Annotated in this window: 22 protein-coding genes and 1 pseudogene; 16 read left to right on the top strand and 7 right to left on the bottom strand. The window is 27.4% G+C overall.

The genetic code is table 11. The features are described from left to right. The first annotated feature begins 526 nt into the window (after positions 1-526). The gene (locus H9661_RS11850) at positions 527-5,167 is read left to right on the top strand and encodes an SIR2 family NAD-dependent protein deacylase (protein WP_191768948.1); all 4,641 of its coding nucleotides are present in this window, start codon (positions 527-529) and stop codon (positions 5,165-5,167) included. A 792-nt stretch (positions 5,168-5,959) separates the two neighbouring features. Here H9661_RS11850 and H9661_RS19645 read toward each other — a convergent pair. Next, the gene (locus tag H9661_RS19645; RefSeq protein WP_279290167.1) at positions 5,960-6,166 is read right to left on the bottom strand and encodes a helix-turn-helix domain-containing protein; all 207 of its coding nucleotides are present in this window, start codon (positions 6,164-6,166) and stop codon (positions 5,960-5,962) included. 66 nt (positions 6,167-6,232) lie between these two features. Here H9661_RS19645 and H9661_RS11840 point away from each other — a divergent pair. Together H9661_RS11840 and H9661_RS11835 are read left to right on the top strand one after the other, a co-directional pair. Further along, positions 6,233-6,730 (top strand): annotated as a pseudogene (locus H9661_RS11840) (FAD-dependent oxidoreductase); the annotation flags it as partial. 656 nt (positions 6,731-7,386) lie between these two features. Beyond that, positions 7,387-8,007, top strand: coding sequence for an esterase/lipase family protein (locus H9661_RS11835; RefSeq protein ID WP_143318443.1), 621 nt, complete (start codon positions 7,387-7,389; stop codon positions 8,005-8,007). A 141-nt stretch (positions 8,008-8,148) separates the two neighbouring features. Here the strand turns inward: H9661_RS11835 and H9661_RS11830 are convergent, their stop codons facing one another. Continuing rightward, a complete protein-coding gene (locus H9661_RS11830; protein WP_143318444.1) occupies positions 8,149-9,189 on the bottom strand; it encodes a galactose ABC transporter substrate-binding protein in 1,041 nt (346 codons plus the stop codon). Between the two features lie 294 nt (positions 9,190-9,483). Between H9661_RS11830 and H9661_RS11825 the strand changes: the two genes are divergently transcribed. Beyond that, a complete protein-coding gene (locus tag H9661_RS11825) occupies positions 9,484-9,672 on the top strand; it encodes a hypothetical protein (protein WP_143318445.1) in 189 nt (62 codons plus the stop codon). A gap of 174 nt (positions 9,673-9,846) precedes the next feature. Here the strand turns inward: H9661_RS11825 and H9661_RS11820 are convergent, their stop codons facing one another. Then, positions 9,847-10,029 carry a DUF2922 domain-containing protein gene (locus H9661_RS11820; RefSeq protein WP_423738986.1) on the bottom strand — a complete coding sequence of 61 codons (183 nt, stop codon included), beginning with the start codon at positions 10,027-10,029 and terminating at the stop codon, positions 9,847-9,849. A gap of 306 nt (positions 10,030-10,335) precedes the next feature. Here H9661_RS11820 and H9661_RS11815 point away from each other — a divergent pair, with 306 nt between their 5' ends. After that, complete coding sequence (locus tag H9661_RS11815; protein WP_143318447.1) at positions 10,336-10,557, top strand: helix-turn-helix transcriptional regulator; 222 nt, start codon at positions 10,336-10,338, stop codon at positions 10,555-10,557. After that, a complete protein-coding gene (locus H9661_RS11810; RefSeq protein WP_191768940.1) occupies positions 10,538-10,969 on the top strand; it encodes a DUF2178 domain-containing protein in 432 nt (143 codons plus the stop codon). Before H9661_RS11815 ends, H9661_RS11810 begins: the two co-directional genes overlap by 20 nt. A gap of 345 nt (positions 10,970-11,314) precedes the next feature. On the opposite strand, the gene H9661_RS11805 is transcribed toward H9661_RS11810, so the two are convergent. Next, complete coding sequence (locus H9661_RS11805) at positions 11,315-11,515, bottom strand: hypothetical protein (RefSeq protein WP_191768938.1); 201 nt, start codon at positions 11,513-11,515, stop codon at positions 11,315-11,317. 185 nt (positions 11,516-11,700) lie between these two features. On the opposite strand from H9661_RS11805, the gene H9661_RS19885 reads away from it, so the two are divergent. After that, positions 11,701-11,832, top strand: coding sequence for a hypothetical protein (locus H9661_RS19885; protein ID WP_279232185.1), 132 nt, complete (start codon positions 11,701-11,703; stop codon positions 11,830-11,832). Positions 11,833-11,845: 13 nt separating this feature from the next. Here the strand turns inward: H9661_RS19885 and H9661_RS11800 are convergent, their stop codons facing one another. Further along, on the bottom strand, positions 11,846-12,001 hold the full coding sequence (locus H9661_RS11800; protein ID WP_185966904.1) for a helix-turn-helix domain-containing protein: 156 nt from the start codon (positions 11,999-12,001) through the stop codon (positions 11,846-11,848). A 561-nt stretch (positions 12,002-12,562) separates the two neighbouring features. Between H9661_RS11800 and H9661_RS11795 the strand changes: the two genes are divergently transcribed. From H9661_RS11795 to H9661_RS11770, 6 genes are all read left to right on the top strand, one after another. After that, a complete protein-coding gene (locus H9661_RS11795) occupies positions 12,563-13,330 on the top strand; it encodes a YiiX/YebB-like N1pC/P60 family cysteine hydrolase (RefSeq protein WP_207729673.1) in 768 nt (255 codons plus the stop codon). A 16-nt stretch (positions 13,331-13,346) separates the two neighbouring features. After that, positions 13,347-14,459 (top strand): hypothetical protein, encoded by a 1,113-nt coding sequence (locus tag H9661_RS11790; RefSeq protein WP_191768936.1) that lies wholly within the window; start codon positions 13,347-13,349, stop codon positions 14,457-14,459. Between the two features lie 106 nt (positions 14,460-14,565). Continuing rightward, positions 14,566-14,874, top strand: a complete 309-nt coding sequence (locus H9661_RS11785; protein WP_191768933.1) for a hypothetical protein — start codon at positions 14,566-14,568, stop codon at positions 14,872-14,874. A 124-nt stretch (positions 14,875-14,998) separates the two neighbouring features. Further along, positions 14,999-15,406 (top strand): beta-barrel domain-containing protein, encoded by a 408-nt coding sequence (locus tag H9661_RS11780; protein ID WP_143318452.1) that lies wholly within the window; start codon positions 14,999-15,001, stop codon positions 15,404-15,406. A gap of 75 nt (positions 15,407-15,481) precedes the next feature. Beyond that, complete coding sequence (locus tag H9661_RS11775) at positions 15,482-15,841, top strand: hypothetical protein (protein WP_191768931.1); 360 nt, start codon at positions 15,482-15,484, stop codon at positions 15,839-15,841. A gap of 536 nt (positions 15,842-16,377) precedes the next feature. After that, the gene (locus tag H9661_RS11770) at positions 16,378-17,244 is read left to right on the top strand and encodes a hypothetical protein (RefSeq protein ID WP_191768929.1); all 867 of its coding nucleotides are present in this window, start codon (positions 16,378-16,380) and stop codon (positions 17,242-17,244) included. A gap of 473 nt (positions 17,245-17,717) precedes the next feature. Here H9661_RS11770 and H9661_RS11765 read toward each other — a convergent pair whose 3' ends face one another. Beyond that, the gene (locus tag H9661_RS11765) at positions 17,718-18,509 is read right to left on the bottom strand and encodes a carbohydrate-binding protein (protein WP_185966905.1); all 792 of its coding nucleotides are present in this window, start codon (positions 18,507-18,509) and stop codon (positions 17,718-17,720) included. A gap of 473 nt (positions 18,510-18,982) precedes the next feature. Here H9661_RS11765 and H9661_RS11760 point away from each other — a divergent pair, with 473 nt between their 5' ends. Further along, on the top strand, positions 18,983-19,786 hold the full coding sequence (locus H9661_RS11760) for a carbohydrate-binding protein (protein ID WP_191768927.1): 804 nt from the start codon (positions 18,983-18,985) through the stop codon (positions 19,784-19,786). A 416-nt stretch (positions 19,787-20,202) separates the two neighbouring features. After that, the gene (locus H9661_RS11755; RefSeq protein WP_143318457.1) at positions 20,203-20,541 is read left to right on the top strand and encodes a hypothetical protein; all 339 of its coding nucleotides are present in this window, start codon (positions 20,203-20,205) and stop codon (positions 20,539-20,541) included. Between the two features lie 147 nt (positions 20,542-20,688). Here H9661_RS11755 and H9661_RS11750 read toward each other — a convergent pair whose 3' ends face one another. Beyond that, positions 20,689-20,901, bottom strand: coding sequence for a hypothetical protein (locus tag H9661_RS11750; protein WP_191768926.1), 213 nt, complete (start codon positions 20,899-20,901; stop codon positions 20,689-20,691). 545 nt (positions 20,902-21,446) lie between these two features. On the opposite strand from H9661_RS11750, the gene H9661_RS11745 reads away from it, so the two are divergent. Beyond that, positions 21,447-21,695 (top strand): hypothetical protein, encoded by a 249-nt coding sequence (locus H9661_RS11745; RefSeq protein ID WP_143318459.1) that lies wholly within the window; start codon positions 21,447-21,449, stop codon positions 21,693-21,695. Positions 21,696-21,978: the final 283 nt, after the last annotated feature.

Here is a 21,978-nt window from a genome sequence, read left to right as displayed (position 1 = left end):
TTATGCTGAAATGCCGCAAGAAGAATGGGATACATGGTTTGAACTGTTTAAAAAGAAAGCTTCAGCAGTATTAGGTTTTGAAATAGGGGAGCCAGAAGATGGATTTGATTTTCATACCTATAGCTAATCGGTTTTGAAAAAGAGTACAATAAAGGTATTAATTCCAATTATCAATGGGACGTAACATATACATTAAGTTCTATTTAGCTACTTCGCATTATCCATATAATTGGACATTCTATTCATATACTCGTTAGGCTAATAATGGGAAGCTAATATAATTAGAAAAAGTAGTTAAGTGAAAAATGAAGTTGAATGTAGTACACTGAATTATAGTCAAGTAAGTGATGTTACAGGGATAGACGGATCCTAAATTATAGAAATTAATGAAAACCTATTTTGTTTTGGGTTCTTTATTTTTATGAAATAATGTAATGTTAATTATGAAATAGAGATTGTTCTCATTGAAAAGACTTCTTTGGGGCAACAGAGATAGAAGATGATATGAGACCTGGGGGATAAAGTTATGAATTTTGAAGATATTATGGCATTTAATGCTCCGTATAATCAACGTAATATTGATAGTTTAATTGAGAAAATTCGATCGAGTAGTATAGTGCCATATGTAGGAGCAGGAATGTCTATGCTGTTTGAAAATGTATATCCTTCTTGGAGTGGATTTTTAAATAGAACATTTACAGAATTTATAGATGTTTCAGAAAAAAATAAATTTGATAATTTAAGTTATGAGGATAAAGCGGATTTTTTGTATGCAGAAATGGGACAAAGAACGTTTGCTGATTATCTAAAAGATACTTTTGGACAAAAGCATTTAGATAGAAATTTTCTCGATTTTGTTGATAAGCCAATTAATTTATTACCAATTATTTTTGAAAAAGGTTTAATAATTACAACTAATTATGATAAAGTAATAGAAAAAGTCTACGGATTGCATGATATGGTATTATCAGTTGCACACCCAGGTCATTTTGAAGCTTTAAATGGCGCGCTTAGAGATGGGGAATTACTATTATATAAAATTCATGGTGATATTACTGAACCTATAAAATCTATTATTTTAACAAAAGAACAGTATGAGTTAGCTTATAGTAATCCTAATTTAATACAAGCACTGAAACAAGCTTACATAAGTAAAGCAATATTGTTTTTAGGATGTAGCATAGAGAAAGATAGACCAATTGAGTTATTATGTGAGGTTTCTCAAGCAGGAATGAATAACTATGCTATTGTTGGTTGTAAACATGAAGGTGCAAAAGAAAGAAGATTACAATTAGAAAACGAATATTATACCCAAGCCATTATTTATCCTGATGGAAAACATGAGTGCATAAATATAATACTAGATTATATTGCAAAAAATACTAATCAAAAGACATACCAAAAATTTAGAGATAAATTTTATGATAAGAGTAAAATAGTTGGTATGAAATTGGAATTGTCTGATGAATTGTTAGTTAACAAATTGTTACCTGTTAGTTGTGTGGACTTACCTTATTTAAAGGATATGATAAAAACATCTATTGATAATTTACAAGTGCGATTTAATAAGGAATTCAATGTTGATGTTGAATTGTCAAACTGGTTGAGCAAGTTTTGTATTATTGAAGATGAGAAAAGAAATTTATATTTATCTTTAAAAGAGGTTAAAAATGCTATTTCAAGATTTAATGTTAATGTAAATTTAGATATTAGTAATAAACTGAACTTTTTAATAGAAGACTTATTAGAAAATAGAGAATTCGATTCGTTCTTATTGGAAAAGGACATGATAGATTTTATAGATGAAGTTGAGTGTGAAAATAGAAAGAAATATACTAATTCAGAGAAGGATTACTATAATAGTAATGATTATTATGATTGGCGAAATTTATGTGTTAAAAATGGTTATTTAGATAATTACAGAAAGGCATTTTGTGCAGACAGTTTGGTAATCACTGGTGAAGCAGGTATTGGTAAATCACATTCAATAGCACATTTCGTTTATAATATGTTCTATTTAAAAAATCAAATTTGTATATTCATATTGGGACAGCATTTAAATAATGATTTAGATCCTGTTTTAATGTTAGAAAAATATTTACATATACCGTACACATTACAGCGTTTTCTTGAAGAATTAAACAAAATTGCTGAAGATAATAATTGTATTATTCCATTTATTATTGAGGGAATAAACGAGGGACATCATTCAGAAGTATGGAAAGAGTACTTCGAAGGCTTGATAGGTATTTTTGAAAATTATAATAGAATAAAGTTAATCATTAGTATTAGAGAAACGTATATAAAAAAATGCTTGCCAGAAAACTATAAAAAGCGAGATAAAACTTTAGTTATAAAACATAGAGGATTCGCTGAGGATTCATCACAAGCAGTTGCAGATTTTTTTGATTATTATGGTATAGATAAACCTACTTTTCCTATTCTATACTCAAATTTTTATAATCCACTGTTTCTTCATACTCTTTGTAAGACAGTAAGTGCTTCTGGAAATGTAAAAATTGAAGAGTATAGTTCGTTTAATGAGATTTTTGGGGGATATCTTGAAGTTGTAGAAAAAAGTATTTCGGAGCGTTGTAAATATCAAAAAGGATTAAAACTTGTTAAAAAGAGTGTAGATAAAATAATCGAATATAGTCTTGAAAATGATGCACGATATGGGATTACAATCAGTACGTTTTATGAAATTGTTGCCGCAGTAGTTGAAAAATTTGGTGTCTCATTAGTGGATTTTATTCAGGCAATGATAGAAAATGGATTATTTTATACTGAATTATATGGTTATCCTAGTCAGGAAGAATATATACAGTTTGCTTATGAAAGGTACCATAACATTTTGGCAGCTCAATATTTACTTTCTAATATTAACACAAAAGAGGAGTTGAATGATTCTATCCTAAATGGCGAATTATCAAAGTACTTTATTAAGATTCATAGTGGAATTATAGAAGAATTTTTTGTCTTAATTCCTGAAGAATTTGAACTAGAATTGTTGGAAATACTTGATGAAGAGACGGCAGAAAAAGTTTTAGATCAATTCCTTAATAGTTTAGTGTGGAGAAAAAAGACATCTATTTCTTTGGAAACAACTATTAGTATGATTAATAAGTACATAATTGTAAGTCCATGGTATTTTAAAAAGTTAATAGAAAAGCAGTTAATTATAGCACCAATTGAAGGACATCCATTAAATGCTCTATTATTGCATGAATATCTTAATAAACATTCAATGGCAGTTAGAGATAGTTTTTGGGTTGAATGTTTGTATGATGATACAACTTATGGAAGTGGAATATTAAATACATTAGTTCGGTTATGTAGAAGTCAACTAGAAGAATATACACGAGAGGTCAAAGAACTTATTATTATCCTACTTGTGTGGTCTTTAGCAAGTACAAATAATAGTTATCGTGAAAATGCTATTTGGTCTTTAGTAGCATTAATACAAGACAACCTATTGGTTGCTGCAGAAATTATAAAGAGATTTAAGCAAGTTAATGATGGATATGTTAAAGAAGGTCTATATTGCAGTGTGTATGGCGCTGTGTTACGTTCTCAAAATTTAATAGGCGCTAAAGAACTTGCAGAAGAAGTATATGTTGATATTTTTGATAGAAATGAGGTTTACCCACATATTATAATTAGAGCACATGCAAAAGGAATTATTGATTATTTAATACAATCGATAGGTGAATGTAATTTTGATATAGAAAAAACAATTCCACCATATAATAGCAAATGGTATGCCCAAATTCCATGTCAAGAGGAAATAGATAAATATTTAGTAGATTATAAAGATGAAAATGTAAAATCATATATGTATTCTATTAACACAATAATTCACTCTATGGCTACAAATACAGGTGAAAATTCTATCGGGTATGGTGATTTTGGCAGATATATTTTTGAAGGTTGGGTTTATCCTTGGAAGTATCATTTTATTGCACAAGACTTAAGTAATATTGTCACAAAACAGATTTTTGAAACATATGGATATAATTATAATTTACATGGTAAATTTGATGGAAAAGTTAAGTCTTATGACAGGCATGCGCACAGCAACGAAAGAATTGGGAAGAAGTATCAAAGAATAGCAAGTTTTGAAATGTTAGCAAGACTTGCTGACAATTTCAAGCCTGGAGAAGTTAAACGAGAATATAGTAAAGCGTATAAGGGATTGCACAGTAAAAGGTTAAAAGAAATTTTAAAACTTTATAATAATTCAGATGATTTATTGGATCTGGAGAATGAAGAATATGATGAATTAGAGGATGATGTTAAGGAGACTTTTATTCCATATGAATACACAGGACCATGGCAATTTGGGTACAGAGGTGTAGATCCAACTTTATTGACGCTGAAGCCTTCAAAAGAAAAGAACCTATGGAACGATGTATTTAAAATTCCAAATGTCCAAAATGAAGTTTGGGCAAGTGAAAAATCGGAAGAACCTACTATAGATAAAATATTATTTGTTGAATATAATGATGAATCTTTTGTGACTTTAGAAATGTATAATACATGGGAAAGTGATTGTTTAAGATACGATGAAGAACCTAAAAAGTATTTTGCTAAAGCTATAGCAGTATTGGTTCCAAATGATGTATCGATATTAAATACTGCAGAAAAGACAGAACTTAAAAAGTTTGCAGAGGGAAGAAATAATTATAATGTGAATGATGTGTTTTCAAGAGAATATTTTTGGTCAGATGCATATAAGGGTTTTGAGTTAGAAGTCGCAAGAGATTATGATGAAGATAAATTTATACAAACAGGTATTGATTATAATAATCCAACGCCATTTTCAGAAAGTAGAGAAGATGTTATTTCATCTTATGCAATGCCAAGTAAATTTCTTGTTGAGTATTTTGAACTAAGTCAATTATATGATGGCAAATGGTATGATAAATCAGGAGAATTAGTTTGTTTAGATATAGTGTTCGATGGATATAAAAGAGCATTGCTTATTAGAAAAGAAAGACTTATTGAGTTGATAAAGAAGAAAAACTTTACTGTTGCATGGGGAATTTATACTGAGAAAAAAGGCAAGCCTAATTACTATGCAACTAGAAAAATAGTCGAATGGGATGGAAATGAGATTAATGTAGAAGAATTTGATACTGAACAATGGAAGGCTAGATTTTTTTAGTTTGAAGAGTATTAAATTAACGTAGGTAGAGGCTTTAAATAATATATTTTATTTCTTAGCATAATCAGAACTTTACATTATCTATATAATTAGACATTCTATTCATATACTCATTAGGCTAAGAATTCGAATAACAAAAACTTCTAAAGTTTAAAGCATAGTAAAATTATAAAGAAATTTATTTAGTAGGACCAAGATTTAATCTTGGTCTTTGTTTTGGAAAAAAATAAAAATATTTTACAGATTCCAATTCTAATTCTTCTCATAATTTTAAAATTAGATTAACTGTTAGAGTATAATTATTTGGACAGTTTTCTAATTTATTAGCACAACTTTTAGTTTTTCAGAGTTTTTCAACTAATTACGATTGAGTTAGACGTTTTTTTATAATATATCTCTTTATCATGCACGAATCTTAAAAACTGTATCCTCATATTAGGTCGAAAGTTTTTAGGTGGTATTCAACTTTTCTTATGGTAAAATTATCTTACACATATAATCTAAAGGCTTTAGAGATAGATGTTAATAATCTATTTTTAAGAGGAAACATTAGTGAAAATAAAATTGAGAAACTTAAGATGGAAATATATAAAATAATAGAATTTTAGAAATTATTAGGGGTTTTGGTTTGTAATTAAAGAAAAAAACATTAAATGGGGGAAATAAGTTCAGGGGTAGGGGATCAATGAATAGGGGCAAAAACAAAATAAAGAGAGTAATACTAATTATAAAAAGGAAAAAGAAAGAGGGTGGGAATTAACTGGATCTTTAAAAAGGATCCAGTTAATTTACTTATTCAAAATAATGTAGATCTAGATTGAAATAGTTACAAAGTTTTATTAAATTATCTTTGCATATTTTATGACCTTGTTCATATTTGCAAATTGATGAATAACTAATATGTAAGTTAGAGGCAAGTTGCCTTTGGGTTAAATCATGCATCAATCTAAGTTTATGTATTTTTTCTGCAGGGGTATTTTCTGGTAAGACATTATGCATTGTATTTGTGATATTATTAATATTTTCAAATATTTCTTTGTATGTTGCAGTTTTGTTCACATAGCACACGCAAAATTGATGACAACCTATTATCCTCTTCATAAACTTAGAAAGATAAAGGGATTAGAGCATGTAAAATATGTAGATCCTTATGCAGGAAGTAAAGGCAATTCTATAAGATATCTTTCAGTAGCACCAAGAACCAATGATATGAAAGTAGTTGGAGTAGATAATCTTTTCTGTGCTGGAGAAAAGAGTGGATTATTTGTTGGTCATACAGAAGCAATATGTACAGGAACTTTGGCAGGACATAATGCAGTTAGATTAATGATGGGATTATCCCTTTTAATACTTCCAAATTCAATTGCTATAGGAGATATAATATCTTATGAAAATGAAAAATCAGAAACAAGAGAAGGAAGAAAAGAAAGATATACTTTTGCAGGAGCAGGATATTTTAAGAGAATGCAGGAACTTGGACTTTATACAATGGATATGAAGGAAATTAAGAAGAGAATAAGTAAATTAAACTTAGATGGAATATTTGACGATAAATTATGTTAGAAGATTCAAAAAAGAAAATGCTAGCCACAGGATGGTTAGCATTTTTATTTAACCTAAAAGGGCGTGATACGTATCATGTTTTTACGAAATCTACCCTTAAAAAATATATTAAGCTACATCAAGTTTAGTAACTTTATCTAGATATATTGAAACAGGTTCTTGTAATTTCGAAAATATTTAGCCCATTCTATCGTATCCTTTATTCTGGCATATTTTCTTAAGGGATATAATTCCGTTACATTAAATGTTAATATTCCATACTTATCTGGTTCACTTTCAAATTCTTCATATACCTAATATAATATCTTTATCTCAGTGTGAAATTAATCAATTATGTGATTATAAAGATGCTAAGTAAGTTGAAAAATTTTGTTAATTGTAGAAAAAGTAAGAAAAATGTGATAAAATAACATAAATTATATTTTATTGAATTGTGAAACTGATGAAAGTAAAAGTAAATTAGAATATTTGCAAGTTGGGGGGGGATTTTGTTACAAATAGGTTATGTTAATTCAACTATATAGTGAAAAAATGGTTTTAGATTTTTTCACTATAAAAAACTAAGAAGCATTTGGAACAATTTTAAGATCACATAAAGTCTATTATTTTAACATTTTTTGTAAGATAAAACTAAATAGTTTCGAGGGGGATAATTTATGAAAAACAAACTTTTTACGAAAAAAATATTTTTAAGTTTTTTTATGTTACTAACTGTTATTACTTTTAACTTTGGTTTTGTAAAACCAGCATATGCAAAAACTGAACATAATCCAGTAGTGTTTGTACATGGGCTTGGAGGGGCAAGTTATAATTTTGTTTTTATTAAAAACTATTTAATGCAACAAGGATGGTCGCAAGACGAATTATTTGCTGTTGATCTACCAGATAAGATTTTAGACATTGGTAATAACTCTATTAATGGTGCTGTCCTTAATAATTATGTTAATAATGTATTAAGACAAACTGGTAAAAACAAAGTAGATATAGTAGCCCATAGCATGGGAGGAGCTAATAGTTTATATTATATAAATAACCTAGGTGGAAATTCAAAAGTAGACAAGCTTGTTACTCTTGGTGGTGCAAACAGATTAACTACCTTTGAAGCTCCAAGGGGAATAGATATGACTTCTATTTATAGTTTAAATGATACAATTGTATCGAATTATTTATCTCATATTCAAGGAGCTAAGAACATAAGAATTTATGGCGTTGGTCACATTGGACTTCTAAATAATAACAATGTAAATTCAGAAATAGTAAAAGCTCTTCAGTCATAAGGTAATAGTAGCAAATTATATCAAAAATCATCAGCTAATTATAGATAATTTCCTTCACAAGAATATGTGAGTATTTTAATTTTACTAAATCACATTTTAATAAAATTTAAAATCCATTGCTCTTTGAGTAATGGATTTATTTTATGATGTTATTACTCCTTGATAAGGAATAGTGATTACGGTTTCTCCATTGGAAAATTTATAACTTGTATTCTCTAATGGAGATTTATTATAAACTAAATTTAGTCCTACTTTATAAAGTGCTTCTACAGTATCATTAATATTTTCAAAAACAGTACCAGTCATAACTCCTTTTTTTATTAACTCTTGAGCAGCTGGTATCCCATCGATTCCAAAGACAGGAATAACTTTCGTCGGATCTCCTTTGTTATATCCATAATATTGTAAAGCTTCAATGGCTCCTATTGCCATTGCATCATTATTAGAAATTATAACTTCTATCTTATTTCCGTATTTTAGAAACAATGAGCTAACAGATTCTTTAGCTAATTGCTGATTCCAGAAATTTATTGATTTTGAGAGTTCTTGAGTTTTTATTCCTAAATTATTAATTGTTGAAATAGAATATTTTGTTCTTTCAATTGCTCCTACATTGTTAATTGCGCCTTGTAGCATAACATAATTCATTATATTATCTTTATTTTTATCCATAGTTGACTTGTTTTTGTTCCATTGATCTGCAATAAGCTTTCCTTGAAGAATTCCGGCTTCTTTAGGGTCAGTTGTTACAATAACAAATTTTTTATAATTTCTTATTTCATCTGTTATAATTGATGGTTCAGAATTAAATAAAATTGCTGGAACATTTTTTTGTCTAATTTGAAATATAAAATTTTCAATTGTATCTACTTTTGTGTCAACTAAATTTCCTAGTATAAGATCAAAATTATTTTTAAGTATGTTATCTAAAATTTCAGCTTCTATAGATTGATTCTTCTTTGTATCAAAAAAAGTAAATTCCATATTATTTTTTTTACTTTCTTCTCCTTTTTTTAGTCCTTCTATAATTAAATCTAAAAATGGATCTTCAGGATTGGATATTAATACTGCTACATTAACTTGGTTTTCAGTAATAGCATTTGGATAAATACATGAATTATTTTGTATAATAATTATTAGTAAAATAATTATTACAATATTTATTTCTTTCTTAAGTTTCATTGAATCCTCCTTAAATGCCTTGTTTATACTATACAATTACAGAATTTTTGTATCTTAAAACCATGCTTGTATTTTGTATTCTTCCCTTTTAGATAAATTTTTATTATCTTGTTCTCATTTAGAATTAATACCTTATTTTGATATCAAACTATCAGCTTGTAGTACTTGGTAAATCAGAATTTTATGTAAATCAAATTGATTTAATTCTGCTAAATGATACTTTAGTGAATATAAAAAAGTCCAATTTTGATATTTTTATCCCTATAATATATAATAACTCAAGGGAGGGTAATTATGTCATTTCTAAAAGAACATGGGTTAAGATTTTTAAATATAGTGTTTGGGTTTATAATTTTTGTATTTGGCATTCTTTCTAATAAGGCAAATGATTATAGATATCTTGACTATGCAAAAATTTTGTTATTTATATTGTTATTAGCAGTAATATTAGATTTACTTATAAAGGGACATAAAAAGGCATGAAAGTAAAGTTATCTATGTTAGCTGAAAGTCAACTTCGCTAAATGATATTTTCATGGAATCGGAAAAGTTAACGTTTTTAACTCATTTGTAGAATTTAGAAATTAATTTTTAAGTTTATAAAGAAAAGGGTAGATTTCGTGTCGCTGTACACGAAATCTGCCCTTAAAAAATATATTAAGCTACATCAAGCTTAGTAACTTGTCTTTGAGTTAAAGTAGCTCCAGACTTACCAGTAAAGGCACCATTTTTAGTTAAGAAAATATTCTTAGCTATTATGGTATCCATTAAAGTACTTGTTTCAGCCTGAGTTATTGTAGCTTTAACTCCTTCTTTTTGAAGATAAGGAAGGGAAAAAATGAATAGATATAGATTAGAAAGATTTTATGAAGAAAAAGGGTTAACGGATTATAAGATTAAAACACTCCAGGATTTATTTTTTATTTATGGGGTTAAACTTAATCAGATTGATTGATATAGTAAGTTAGGTAAGCTGGAGAGTTGGGAAAGTGGAATTGGGGTGTGAAAATTGAATGAGGAAGGTTTTTTTATAAAACAAATATAGTTTGTATATTAAAATATATTTACAATTTAATAATATAATGGTAATGTGAAGTTAACTTCATATGAAGTAAGCTTCATATTGATCTAAAGAGAGGTGTGCTAGTGAAAAATAAAATAAAGGAATTAAGGATTTCAGCCAATATGACTCAACAACAACTTTCGGATTTAGTTTCAGTCTCTTCAAGAACAATCATCTCACTTGAAAAAGGACAATACAACCCATCCATTATGCTTGCATATAAAATAGCCTGTGTTTTTAATACTACAATTGAAAATTTATATTGTTTAAAGGAGAATTTAGAGAATGAGAAAAAAAATATATAATAAAAAGAAATTTTTCAGTGGTATCATATTTTTATTACTAGCAACATTTTCTATTCCAATTATGCGTTTTAATGATTTAAATGCTTTAAGGAACACTAAGTATATCATAATAGATATTTTTTGCATTTTAGTTGGAATAGCAGAAGTATATAGAAGTTTAAGTATCAAATGCGTAAAGGAAGATGAAAAGAATAATGATGAGCGAGAATATTTAGTTAAAATGAAGTCAAAAAGCAGTGCTTTTAATATTACCTTTTCAATTTGTCTTACTATTACAGTTATATGTATGTTTGCATTAGCATTAACAAAGAACGTTTTACTAGGTGGTATTTTTATTGGCATAGGGATTGTTCCTGCAATTATGATAATTGCTGAAATAATTAGCTTTTTTTATTACGATAAGCGAAATTAAAAAAATAGGATCTGCATCTATTGATATAGCTCTAGGTACACTAGTAGCAAGTAATTTTCTAATGAAAAAAGACTCGCAAAAGCAGTAATACTTCTACGAGTCATTTATTTTTTTGTTTATAAAATTATTCTAAGGCCTACGTAATTGTACAATATATATAACCAGGCAATAAGAACCCACTCTTTTTTTAATTGTTTTCTAAATTTAATGTCACATACTAACATAATTACTTCTACTAAAACAAAAGGTATAATAAATATTGTTTTAGAGAATTGGAAGTGATCATATAACAGAAACAATATTGTACAGAAAAATAGTCTTATCCAAATATAATATTTGCTCATCTTAATATCTCAGACCACATGGGGCTGCCGCAGAACCATCTGCAAAAAAGGCTGTGCCATTACCTTCTTTAGATTTACCAAATATAGAATCAATTTGAGTGAGGGGTTCTGCTACTGTGTTTGTTGTTACTGCAAGTGCTGAAACAGGTGTTACCAAAGTAACTACCATCACACCTAAAGCTATTAATTTCTTTAATTTCATTGCTTTTGCTCCTGAAAATTGTATTTGAGTTCAAATTATACCATATAATGGTGAAGTGCTCAAGTTTTCATATAATTCTAAATTGATAAAAATAATTCTAAAGTGTATTTGAAGGTATGGGGAATTATTAAAATTAGATTTGAAGTTTAGTATTTATAAATAAAAAAGAAATAGGGGGATGGTTTATGTCGGTGGTTGAGGGTGTAGGCATTATTAGACTAATAATTAGATTAGGTCTTATTGCTATGGTGGTTTATGGATTTAATTTATTTGTTAAACTTGCCAATAGAGGAATTAAAGATTTCAGAAGCATTTAAGCTATAAATGAAGTTATTTTTGAATATCTTCGAGGTCATATCTATCTATATAGGTTTTTTGGGAGAAATTTATTATAAAAGGTTTGAACTCCTCAATTAGTTTTTCTTTTGAAGCTTTATCCCCTGATTTAGCTGATATTACTAGGGATTCAATATAATCGTAGTTCATGTAGAAATGCCTCATTAAGTGAAGAGAGTTAATCAGCCATTAGGTAAGCTATTGTCTCATATATAAATCAAATTTGGTAATTGATGTATACTTATATGTTGCTAAACACATAATTTTATGTAAGTAAATAGATATTATGGAAAATTAGTTGTTGACTTGATGTTAAGTGAGTATTTAAAGAAGAAGATATATAAGAAAAGATGATCTATGTAAGGGACAGATCGAGTTGTTCAATTTCAAGCAAGAATACTTGGAATTTCTATTGTTGAAGATATGACAAGACAGATGGTTCCAAAGCTATATTTTAAACCACAAGCTGATCATATATTCTAGTACGATTCTGTAATATATTAAAGAGAAAGTTCCCTATTGCAATATTTATGTTAAAAGTAAGAGCGCTGTAGAAAGAGTCATGGAAAGTATGATAAACTTTATTAAAAATGGAAACATTTTAACAAAAATGTTGTTTTTTTGAAGAAAGTATTGTATATTTTATACATAGATGTTTAATAATATAATTTATTATATTATTTTCAAATTAAAATGATGGGGGATAAATAAATGTTAAAAACAAAAATATTAATAATTACTGTAATATTTTCTGGAATTATAACTGCTGAAACAGGCATATTTGCACATGCAAGCACTAGTAAAGATATGAATGAAATATTATCACAAATGCCTGGAGTTACAAGTGATGAGTTACAAAACTCTATTAAAGACTCTGCTAAATTATTAGGCAAATCAGAAGAAGAAATATCAGAACAGATAATTAGGGAATTGAAAAATCAGAAAGAGCTTGGAGAAGAAGAGCAAAAATCAATTCAACAAAGAAAGATAGATAGCAAATTGAACAAAAGTCTGGAAAACCAGATTTCAAGAGAGAGCTATACTTTAGGACCTGCAAAATATAATGGAGATGTTTTTTATGAACCAGCAAGTACTTTTTCAATCGAATATGGACATGTAGGTATTTACTGGACAGCTGATACTATTGTTGAATCACTACCTTCTACAGGTGTTAGAAGTATAAGTAGAAATTCTAAATCGGTTGAGAGTGGATCTAAAATATTTACATTTTCAGGAGTAAGCGCTGATGTTAAGAATGTTGCTTCAAATTGGGCCTATGGAAGAATTGGAGATCCATATTCATATAATTTTGCTACCAATAGACTTACAGATTGTTATGGTGCAAAAAATTGTTCTAAATTAGTATGGGCTGCATATAAGGAAACTGCTGGTTTAGATATAGATAAAGATGGTGGGTTAGGTGTTTACCCTAAAGATATATTATATGATAGTAGAGCAAGTATTTACACAGAATATTAGGATATACGAGGTAAACATGAACACAAAAAGGAATTATATTATTGGAATAATTTTATTACTAGTAGCATCGTCAATAATATTTACTAAAACTCAAAGTAAAGAAGTAAATAATAAGTGGTATATATATTTTGCACCAACTTCTACAGAAGTGGCTTATGGCAATAAAGATGCTACATTAGTAGAAGTTAATTCTGATGGAAATTTGAAGTATTATCATACAGATGCGTACCCTTGTTCAGGTCTTATTAATTATGAAAAAGATATAATATTTCAAAATCCAAAAGGTTTAAGTAGTTTAAAATCTAATTCACTTAACCAAGATATTACTAAGGATATTAATACCATTGGATACAATATGGCAGATACTATTAAAAATTGTGAAATATTCTATTTTTTATCAAATGAATGCTTTAAAAAAGATTTTTATTCATCAAAACTTATCATTGGAGATAGTGGCAAACAATCTTTACATCAAATTGAAGGATTCGTAAATGCTTATGGTAATGATAATGATAATATTTATTTAGTAACATCAAATATGAAAAACAGATATTTAAAACAAATACAAAAAATTTCAATAAATTCTCAAGATGATATTAGTATTCAAAAAAATGATATTACCTTTGATACAATAATTGGAAGCGACAATAAAATGATTATTAATGATGATTATATTTATTGCTTTACTATAAAAGAACGATTTAGTGTTAGTCTTTTAAAAATTTCAACTAAAACTTTAAAAGTTGAAAATGTTTTTGATTTGATTAAATTTAATGATAAAGAAGATAATGATAAATATTATCCAATTTCAACAAACTCAATTTTCTATTTTGATGATAAGATATATTATCCTACAAAAGAGGGAAAGGTATATAGTTTTAACATTAAAAACAATGAATTTGTTAAAGAATTCAGCATAAAAAATTATAGTTTAAATCCACAATCTAATTTAATTAGTTATTATAGCAAATTAAATAATGAAATATACTTTCTTTATCTTGATAATGTAAAAAATAAGTATTGCATATGTACATATGATTTAAATGGAAACCTAAAAAATAGTTTATATCTTTATAATTTAAATATAAATAATAAGTTGTATGCACATTCATTTATAAAAGAGGATTAGTTTTATAATATGTATTGTATTTAGTAAGTGGAATGATGGTGAAAAAGCTTTACTATAATTAAGAACATAATTGTATAATATAATTTAACTTAAAGGGAGAATGTTTATGAAGAAAATATTATCGATTATATTTTCTTGTTTATTTATTGTTACACTAGAATATATAGGACGTTTCATGGTTAAAGAAACTAGTTTATACATTTTAGTATGGATATATGTAGTGTTTCCTAGTATATTTATTCTTCAAGGAGTTATTTGTTCAAATTCAATAAAGAGTATGATAATTTGTTTCTCATTATTATCAATAAGTATATTAATACCAACTTATGTATGGTATAAGATCAATGGTATAAACATACTAATAATAATTTATTTATTGTTAGGTTTAATTGCATCGCATTTAAAAAAAATGTAGAATTCGTGTTGCTATGTACGAATTCTGCATTTTTTATTTTGATGCAATTTAAATGGAGATCATTTTTAAAATATAGTACGTGATAGAGAAGAATCTTTAGCTGATACTGCTAGGGGTTCTTCAATTGAATACTGAATTAAAGAATGGAATGGTATTACAAGCAGGAAGCATATTAGGAAATATTCAAAATTCTAATGAGCAATTAATAATAGAAAGTTTAGTTCCAAGCTCAGATAGACCAAGGATAAATGCCGAAGATGATGTGTCTTTAGTTGTTGGAGGTTTGAGTCAAACAGAATATGGAACGTTAGATGGAGTTGTAGAAAGCATTGATGAAGATGCAACAATTGATCAAAAAAGTGGAAATTCTTATTTTAAAGTTAAGATAAGACCAAGTAAATCATACTTAGAGGACAAAAGAGGAGAAAGAGTAAATTTAACTCCTGGAATTGTAAGTGAAACTAGGGTTAAGTATGAAAAAATAACATATTTAAAATATCTGATAGAGCAGGTAGGAATAAAGTTAAATTAAATCGCTATTAGAGGTAGCTCGAGATACCTTTGATATATATTAAAATGAGGTTAAAGTATAAAGGAGGATTTTAAAATGAGTACAGTAGAATTAAGATTACCAAGTACTTATTTAGAAGTAGAGAAAGATGAAATGGAATATGTTGATGGTGGAGCTAACTATCAAAAATACTGGTGGGGTTGGTCGATAGATCTAGATAGTAAGGAATGCGGTACAATGGCGGATTTATTAGATCTTAATCTTGGCTTAGCTGGAACAGCAACTGCTATTAGTGGTTTTATTGGTGGACCTGTAGGCATAGGCGCAGCACTTGCATCACTAGCATATGGAGCAGGTGTACTATATGTAAAAACAGAATTAAAAGGATGTGCTAACCAAGGGTTGTCAGCAACTTTAAGTAAGAACTTTTCTGGATATCACGTAAATGTGTTGTAAAATAAGAAATACTTGTTTTGATAATTAATATATATCATTAGGACAGTAGGTAGGATATTTGTGTAAAAGTAAAGTTTATCTACTGTCTGATTGTAATCTAATAAAGATATTAGTTAATACAAAATTTAAACTTAAAATTAAAGTTTTACTAAAAAGTAGAATTGTGTATAATATAAATAGAATAAAAAAAGGCTAACAATTGCGCCTAAAAGCTCAAAAATTAATAAATATGTATGTTTAAAAGGTGGACATATAGATTTATATGCAGAGAATGCTAATATATTTAAATGATTTATAGAAATTACATGAAGAGGTCTGGATTTTTAACAGGTCTCTTTTTAGTTATTTTCATATAAGCATAATTCTAAATGTTGAATGGATATAATAGATATAAATTTTAATAAACTTAAATATAGTATTAACTTTATATAATTGAATAAAAAGTTTCATCTATAATATTTAAATATGTTAAGATAGAGTAAAAAAGTATGTGGAAACTTGAGAAAATTTGCTTTTAAATTACATAAGGAGAAAATATGGACAAAAGAATAAAAGTATTAGTTACATTAAACTGTATTAGTTATGGATTAATGGGATTAATTGCATATGCTAATATAAATGGGATAATGAATAATTTAAATAATATAATAAAGTTTATAATAGGAGTTATACCATTTATATCAATCATTTTTACATCATTTATAGTTACTGATTATTATTATAAAGACTTCAAGTACATTAGAAATGAAGCAGTTTTAGATTTATCAATAAGAATAATTGCTTGGGGATTGGTCTTCTATTGTTTTAATAATTCTAGCAATCTAGAGAATAAATTTGTAATTGTTATTATTGCATTCGTATTTAATAGTATAGTTGAATATTTTATTAATAAGAAGATTACTAATTTGCAACATAAAAATGAAGATAAAATAAGTATAACAAATGAGGAAAAAAATAATATTAGAGCGATGGTTTTTGCAACAAATAAACAAATAGTTTCATTACTTGTATTTATGGGAGTAGGATTATCGGTTCCAGTTACTAAAAATATGGAGGGAACAAAAGAAAATTGGCTTATACCAGTTATGTTCTCAATATTTGTGTTTGCATGGTTTATTAATATGAGTTATAAAAACTATACGAAATTCTATTTAGATATGGGATATTCTAAAAGAATATTTATTAGAGATATAATATTTGTAACGATTGGATATAGTGGATGTTTAATTTTATCATTTTTAAAATTTAATAATTCAGTATATGCATTTATAGAATTTATAGGAATATTGTTTCTTTTACCTACAATTTCTACAATGCGTAAAATGTCACGTAGGTTAAAGCAAATAAGAGAAAGCTTAGGAAAAGATGAATATACTAATTCTATAATTAATAAAAATGAGTAGAATCATTTTTATTTTAATACAATAATTTTATAGAAGCTATTTAATACATATTAGTAGATGTTACTTATACTACATTTATTGAGCTACCGCATTAGAGGATAAAAATCCATTAGCGGCAGCTAAATTTTTGAGTACTAAATAAATTTAAGAGATTTTTAATGTGAGTTGTAATATAAAGAAAGGAACATAAAAGTCTCAGTATAATAGCAAAAAGTACATATAAAACTTATTAGGAATAAATGAGTTCGTTTTTTTATAATATATATCTTTATCATGCGTGAATCTTAAAAGTTTTATATGAAAATGAAAAACCAGAAATAAGAGAAGGAAGAGAAGAAAGATATACTAAACTTAGATGGAATATTTGACGACAAATTATGTTAGAAGATTCCAAAAAAGAAAATGCTAGCCACAGGATGGTTAGCATTTTTATTTAAGAAAATATTCTGCAAACTTGTTTCTTTTACTTTAATTTAATTTATAGGATTATATATAAAATTAGAGCCAAAATTATTACACAAGTAAGTTTGTCCGTTTACTGTGTACCTAATTGCTAGCTCTATTTTTGAGTTTCTTGGTAATCCATCTATAGAGAATGACCAATTTTCTGCACTATTATTATTATATTTATTATTAAACATAGCACTTACATTTTTATAGGTTTTTCCGCTATCATCAGAATATAGTACATCTACATCTTTAGCATAACCTAGGTTTTGTAGGCTTATTGTACCATAAATTGAGTCAGTGCCATTTATGGCAAAATACCTATTAGTGTTGTATAGTTCAACAGGCCCATTATTAAAAATTTGAAAACCAGAATTATAATCTGTGCCTTCTATACTGTAGTTTTGTCCATTGTTATTATCCCAGTACACTTGTCCATTAAATTCATATTTTATAGCGAATATATATTTTCTACCGACATCTAAACTTTCAGATAATTTAAAATTCCATACTTCATCGGTATTAGATATTTGTTTGTAAAAACTGGCAGGGGTATCAACCCAATCAATTCCATTATGTGAGTAATGAATAGTTACATTTTTTGCGTAAGCAAGATTTTTTACTAAAACTTGTCCTGAAATACTTTGGCCTGGAACCTTTCCATAGTGAGATTCATAACTAGCATTAAGTAATGATATTACTGATGAATTGTTTGAAGCTGCAAAAACTCTTGTACCCTGTGTAAATATACCAAAGGATAGCACAAGGATCATGCACAATTTAAGAGTAGCTGATAAAATTTTTCTGTTAATTTTCATAAATATTCCTCCATTCCTAATATGTTTATTTTTTATACAGTTACATATTATCATCCCAAAAGTTATTTTTCAACAAAAATGGAAGCAAAATTTAAGTTTGTAATTTTATACAAAAATAGTGAGGTTTATATAAATATTTCTTTGTCAGAGTAGTATTAAGGTTTATATATTGTTGGACTTCTATAAGAGACAATACTAATTTTGAGTGGGAGATAAATCAAGCTTAGATATAAATTTAAGGTTATTAGGGATAATAATAGTTTAAAGGTTGAATTTATTGATAATGGTGGGCGGAGAGTTGGAAAAGTGGAATTGGGGGTGAAAATTGAATTGTTTATGATATGCAACAAACTTCTCACATTCTTTTAGCACTTTTACATTTATCTTAAAAAATTTTTGGTTAAAATGACTATTTTAGCAAATAATTAATTATGTTACAATATTTACAAAATAAATAAAAGGAGGTTCATTAAATGAAACTTAAACAAAACAAATTTTTTATTTTCATCTTTTCTTTTGTATTGCTTGCAGGTTTAACTCTTCCCACCCAGGCTTCAGCTCAAACAACACAAAACGTTCAACTAGTCTACTCTAAAACCATGAGCAAAGACAATCACATTTTTGCTTATGGCTATGTTCAAACGCTTCCATCTGAAGGAGGATCGGTTGAACTTCACTATCAGGTAGGAGAGAATGTTTGGAAAGATATAAATGCTACCTATGTTGGTGTAAAAGATAATGCATATGGGTTATGGTACTTTGAGATTGATGGTGGCCAAGATCCTATGTCAGACTATTCTAAGTCAGGAAAAGATTTTAGATTTGCAGTGAAATACACAACTTCTTCTGGACAAGTTTATTGGGATAACAATAATGGGAATGAATTCAAAGTTAGTGGAGGGTATTCTGCTAATTTCGGCAGATATGTTCTAGGTTCTAGCAATTTAGTTCTTGCAAATGCCAATAGTTGGACTAGTGATAATACTTATTTTACAGGGCAGATAGCATTAAAAAATTCAGATTATAATAAGGTTGTAAAAGTTAGATACAGCTGTGATAACTGGGTTACTTACAAAGAGACTTCTGCTATATATCAGTTTTCAGAACCAAATGATGTAGAAATATGGAGTTTTAGAGGCGAAGGTCCTGCTAATGCAAAAGATTTTAAGTTCGCAATATCTTATACAGTAAATGGACAAACCTATTGGGACAATAATTTTAATTCAAACTACACGGTTAATGTATCTGAATCTTTAAATAATCCTGGAGTAAGATAACTTACAGTAGGCTGCTGAACAACTAACTAAATAGTCAGTTGTGCAGCAGCACTTTTTTATTGTGCAAAAAAAAGCATCGCAAGCTGCTTTTTCAAAGAAGTTTTGTAACACTCCTATAGTGATAACTTTTTGTTAATACGTTAATCTTTTTTTTATATTTATTATTTATCTAATATTTTTTAGTTAAGTTACTTGGTTTAATAAGATTCCAAGTCTTTAATACATTCTTCACAAATATGTATTCCTTTAAAGTCGGTAATATTGCTCACATTGCCACAAAAACTAAATCTAGGAGAATATTTAAAAAAAGAATTGATAGAATCAACTGACTTAATGTTACTAAATGATATTTAAGTGAATACTATAATATTTAATACATAAAATATATCTGAATATAGCTGAAAGGTTGGTGCGTAATGAAAAAATTTGCTGTTTTATGTTTAGCTTTTTTATTTTTGTCATTTAATATACTTGGAGTAAAAACATTGGCTGTATCTCAAACTAATGTTTTAAAACAAGGCGTTTATACAGTATCGGATTTGAATCCTTCAGAAGGCAATCTTTATGACATTGTAAATGTTTCTCAAATAGAAAATGCCTATATACTTATCTTTGATGAAAATTTTGTTATAATGCAATCTCTACGATTACCTATTAGTGTAAAAAGTTTTAATTTAATACCATTGAAACCAAACTACCAACTTGTAGTACTTGGTAAATCAGAAATATATATAAGTCCAAGACCAGTTAAGTAGTTATTTTTTGGTTTATAATGGTAGATTTCGTGTTGTTGTACACGCAATCTACCTTTTAAAAATATATTAAGATTACATTAAGTTTAGTAACTTGTCTTTGAGTTAAAGTAGATATATCATAAATGTTTTGAGAAGATGCATCGGTTATTACATTAGAAAATTTTCAAGTCTAATAAGCAAGTATGGAGAAGCAGCTACTGGAAATCTTATATTCGCAATTACACCAATTAGATCATTAAGCTTCCTAACAGTAGAAACTCTTAACATATAAGTTCTCTTTACATTTAAAAAGTCCCCATCAATAAGTTCTTCGTATGTTAAATCATCTTTACTCATCACAAATTCCTTTTTTCTCGTCATAATAATCACCTCTGATAGGGATATATGCAAAAATTAAGCATATTCTTCAGAATAAATATGTTAATATTCTTCACCATAAATATTCTTAAGAATATGCTGAAAAAATGCGGGCTTGAAGAGGTTTCAAGGGAACATAGTACAAAATTTAAGTCATTGAGCTTTAAAATAAAGTTAAAAAGCAGCCTATAAGGCTGCTTTTTGGGTGTGAGACATTATAGAAAACTATAACGGTGTGTTTATATTACCATAAAGGTAATTATATGTCAATATATAAAAATATTGCTAGGTTGGTGGCGTTTTGTAGGGGATTTTTAGGAATGTTGGAGTTAGTTTTAATTTGTTGGTGAAGGTTAATGGGATTGTGAATAAAGATTTTAAGATACTTTAGATGTCCAACTTCCATCCCTATAAGTTGGTACTGATGATTTAATGAAAAATATATAAATTGGAATTACTAATTATTTTAGGTATAATATGGATATAGGGAGTTAACTGTATGTAGATGGGATTTGAAAAAATATTGTGAGATGATTAGGAGGGGAAATTTGTTAAATATTATTAGTTTAATGTGTTTATTTTTACTAGCGATGGTCTTTGTAATTCTATATATTAAGGATAAGAAAGCATATCAATTTTTAGGAATAATTGATGCGATTATAGCCATTTTTTTTAAAACTCCATTTTCAATTGGTATTAGTAAAACCTTAGAAAATACATTGGTTGGAATAATGTTAATATTGATGATAATTATCTTTTATTTATTAATGAGTGATAATAGAGAAAAGTATGAATGATAAAATTTGGTTAATAGTGATAGAGTATAAATATTACGAGGTGATAATTTGATATAACAGAAGTAGAAAGAATCCTTAGGAGAGAGGATTCTTTTTTTATAGGTCAATAGCTAAAATTGATTAAATAATTATTAGATATGCAAAAATAGTTTATTTTTGAGTATAACAAATGAAGGATATAACTGCTTTATCCTTTATTTTGCTGAGCTTATAAAAAGATCTTAAAAGTAAATACTAAAAACATCAGTAGGCTGCGATGCAAGCAATTTTAAAAAGTAAATAA

This window comes from Clostridium cibarium (genome assembly GCF_014836335.1).
GTDB classification, from domain to species: Bacteria; Bacillota; Clostridia; order Clostridiales; family Clostridiaceae; genus Clostridium; species Clostridium cibarium.
This window is presented reverse-complemented; position numbering and strand designations above follow the sequence as displayed.

Bases quoted from the DNA above. Each gene is read 5' to 3' on its own strand.
- H9661_RS11835 (WP_143318443.1), top strand. From the start codon at position 7,387: ATGAAAAACAAACTTTTTACGAAAAAAATATTTTTAAGTTTTTTTATG.
- H9661_RS11755 (WP_143318457.1), top strand. From the start codon at position 20,203: ATGAAAAAATTTGCTGTTTTATGTTTAGCTTTTTTATTTTTGTCATTT.
- H9661_RS19885 (WP_279232185.1), top strand. From the start codon at position 11,701: ATGTCGGTGGTTGAGGGTGTAGGCATTATTAGACTAATAATTAGATTA.
- H9661_RS11775 (WP_191768931.1), top strand. From the start codon at position 15,482: ATGAGTACAGTAGAATTAAGATTACCAAGTACTTATTTAGAAGTAGAG.
- H9661_RS11785 (WP_191768933.1), top strand. From the start codon at position 14,566: ATGAAGAAAATATTATCGATTATATTTTCTTGTTTATTTATTGTTACA.
- H9661_RS11770 (WP_191768929.1), top strand. From the start codon at position 16,378: ATGGACAAAAGAATAAAAGTATTAGTTACATTAAACTGTATTAGTTAT.
- H9661_RS11800 (WP_185966904.1), bottom strand. From the start codon at position 12,001: ATGAACTACGATTATATTGAATCCCTAGTAATATCAGCTAAATCAGGG.
- H9661_RS11805 (WP_191768938.1), bottom strand. From the start codon at position 11,515: ATGAAATTAAAGAAATTAATAGCTTTAGGTGTGATGGTAGTTACTTTG.
- H9661_RS11830 (WP_143318444.1), bottom strand. From the start codon at position 9,189: ATGAAACTTAAGAAAGAAATAAATATTGTAATAATTATTTTACTAATA.
- H9661_RS11790 (WP_191768936.1), top strand. From the start codon at position 13,347: ATGAACACAAAAAGGAATTATATTATTGGAATAATTTTATTACTAGTA.
- H9661_RS11765 (WP_185966905.1), bottom strand. From the start codon at position 18,509: ATGAAAATTAACAGAAAAATTTTATCAGCTACTCTTAAATTGTGCATG.
- H9661_RS11850 (WP_191768948.1), top strand. From the start codon at position 527: ATGAATTTTGAAGATATTATGGCATTTAATGCTCCGTATAATCAACGT.
- H9661_RS19645 (WP_279290167.1), bottom strand. From the start codon at position 6,166: ATGCATAATGTCTTACCAGAAAATACCCCTGCAGAAAAAATACATAAA.
- H9661_RS11825 (WP_143318445.1), top strand. From the start codon at position 9,484: ATGTCATTTCTAAAAGAACATGGGTTAAGATTTTTAAATATAGTGTTT.
- H9661_RS11760 (WP_191768927.1), top strand. From the start codon at position 18,983: ATGAAACTTAAACAAAACAAATTTTTTATTTTCATCTTTTCTTTTGTA.
- H9661_RS11810 (WP_191768940.1), top strand. From the start codon at position 10,538: ATGAGAAAAAAAATATATAATAAAAAGAAATTTTTCAGTGGTATCATA.
- H9661_RS11795 (WP_207729673.1), top strand. From the start codon at position 12,563: ATGTTAAAAACAAAAATATTAATAATTACTGTAATATTTTCTGGAATT.
- H9661_RS11750 (WP_191768926.1), bottom strand. From the start codon at position 20,901: ATGACGAGAAAAAAGGAATTTGTGATGAGTAAAGATGATTTAACATAC.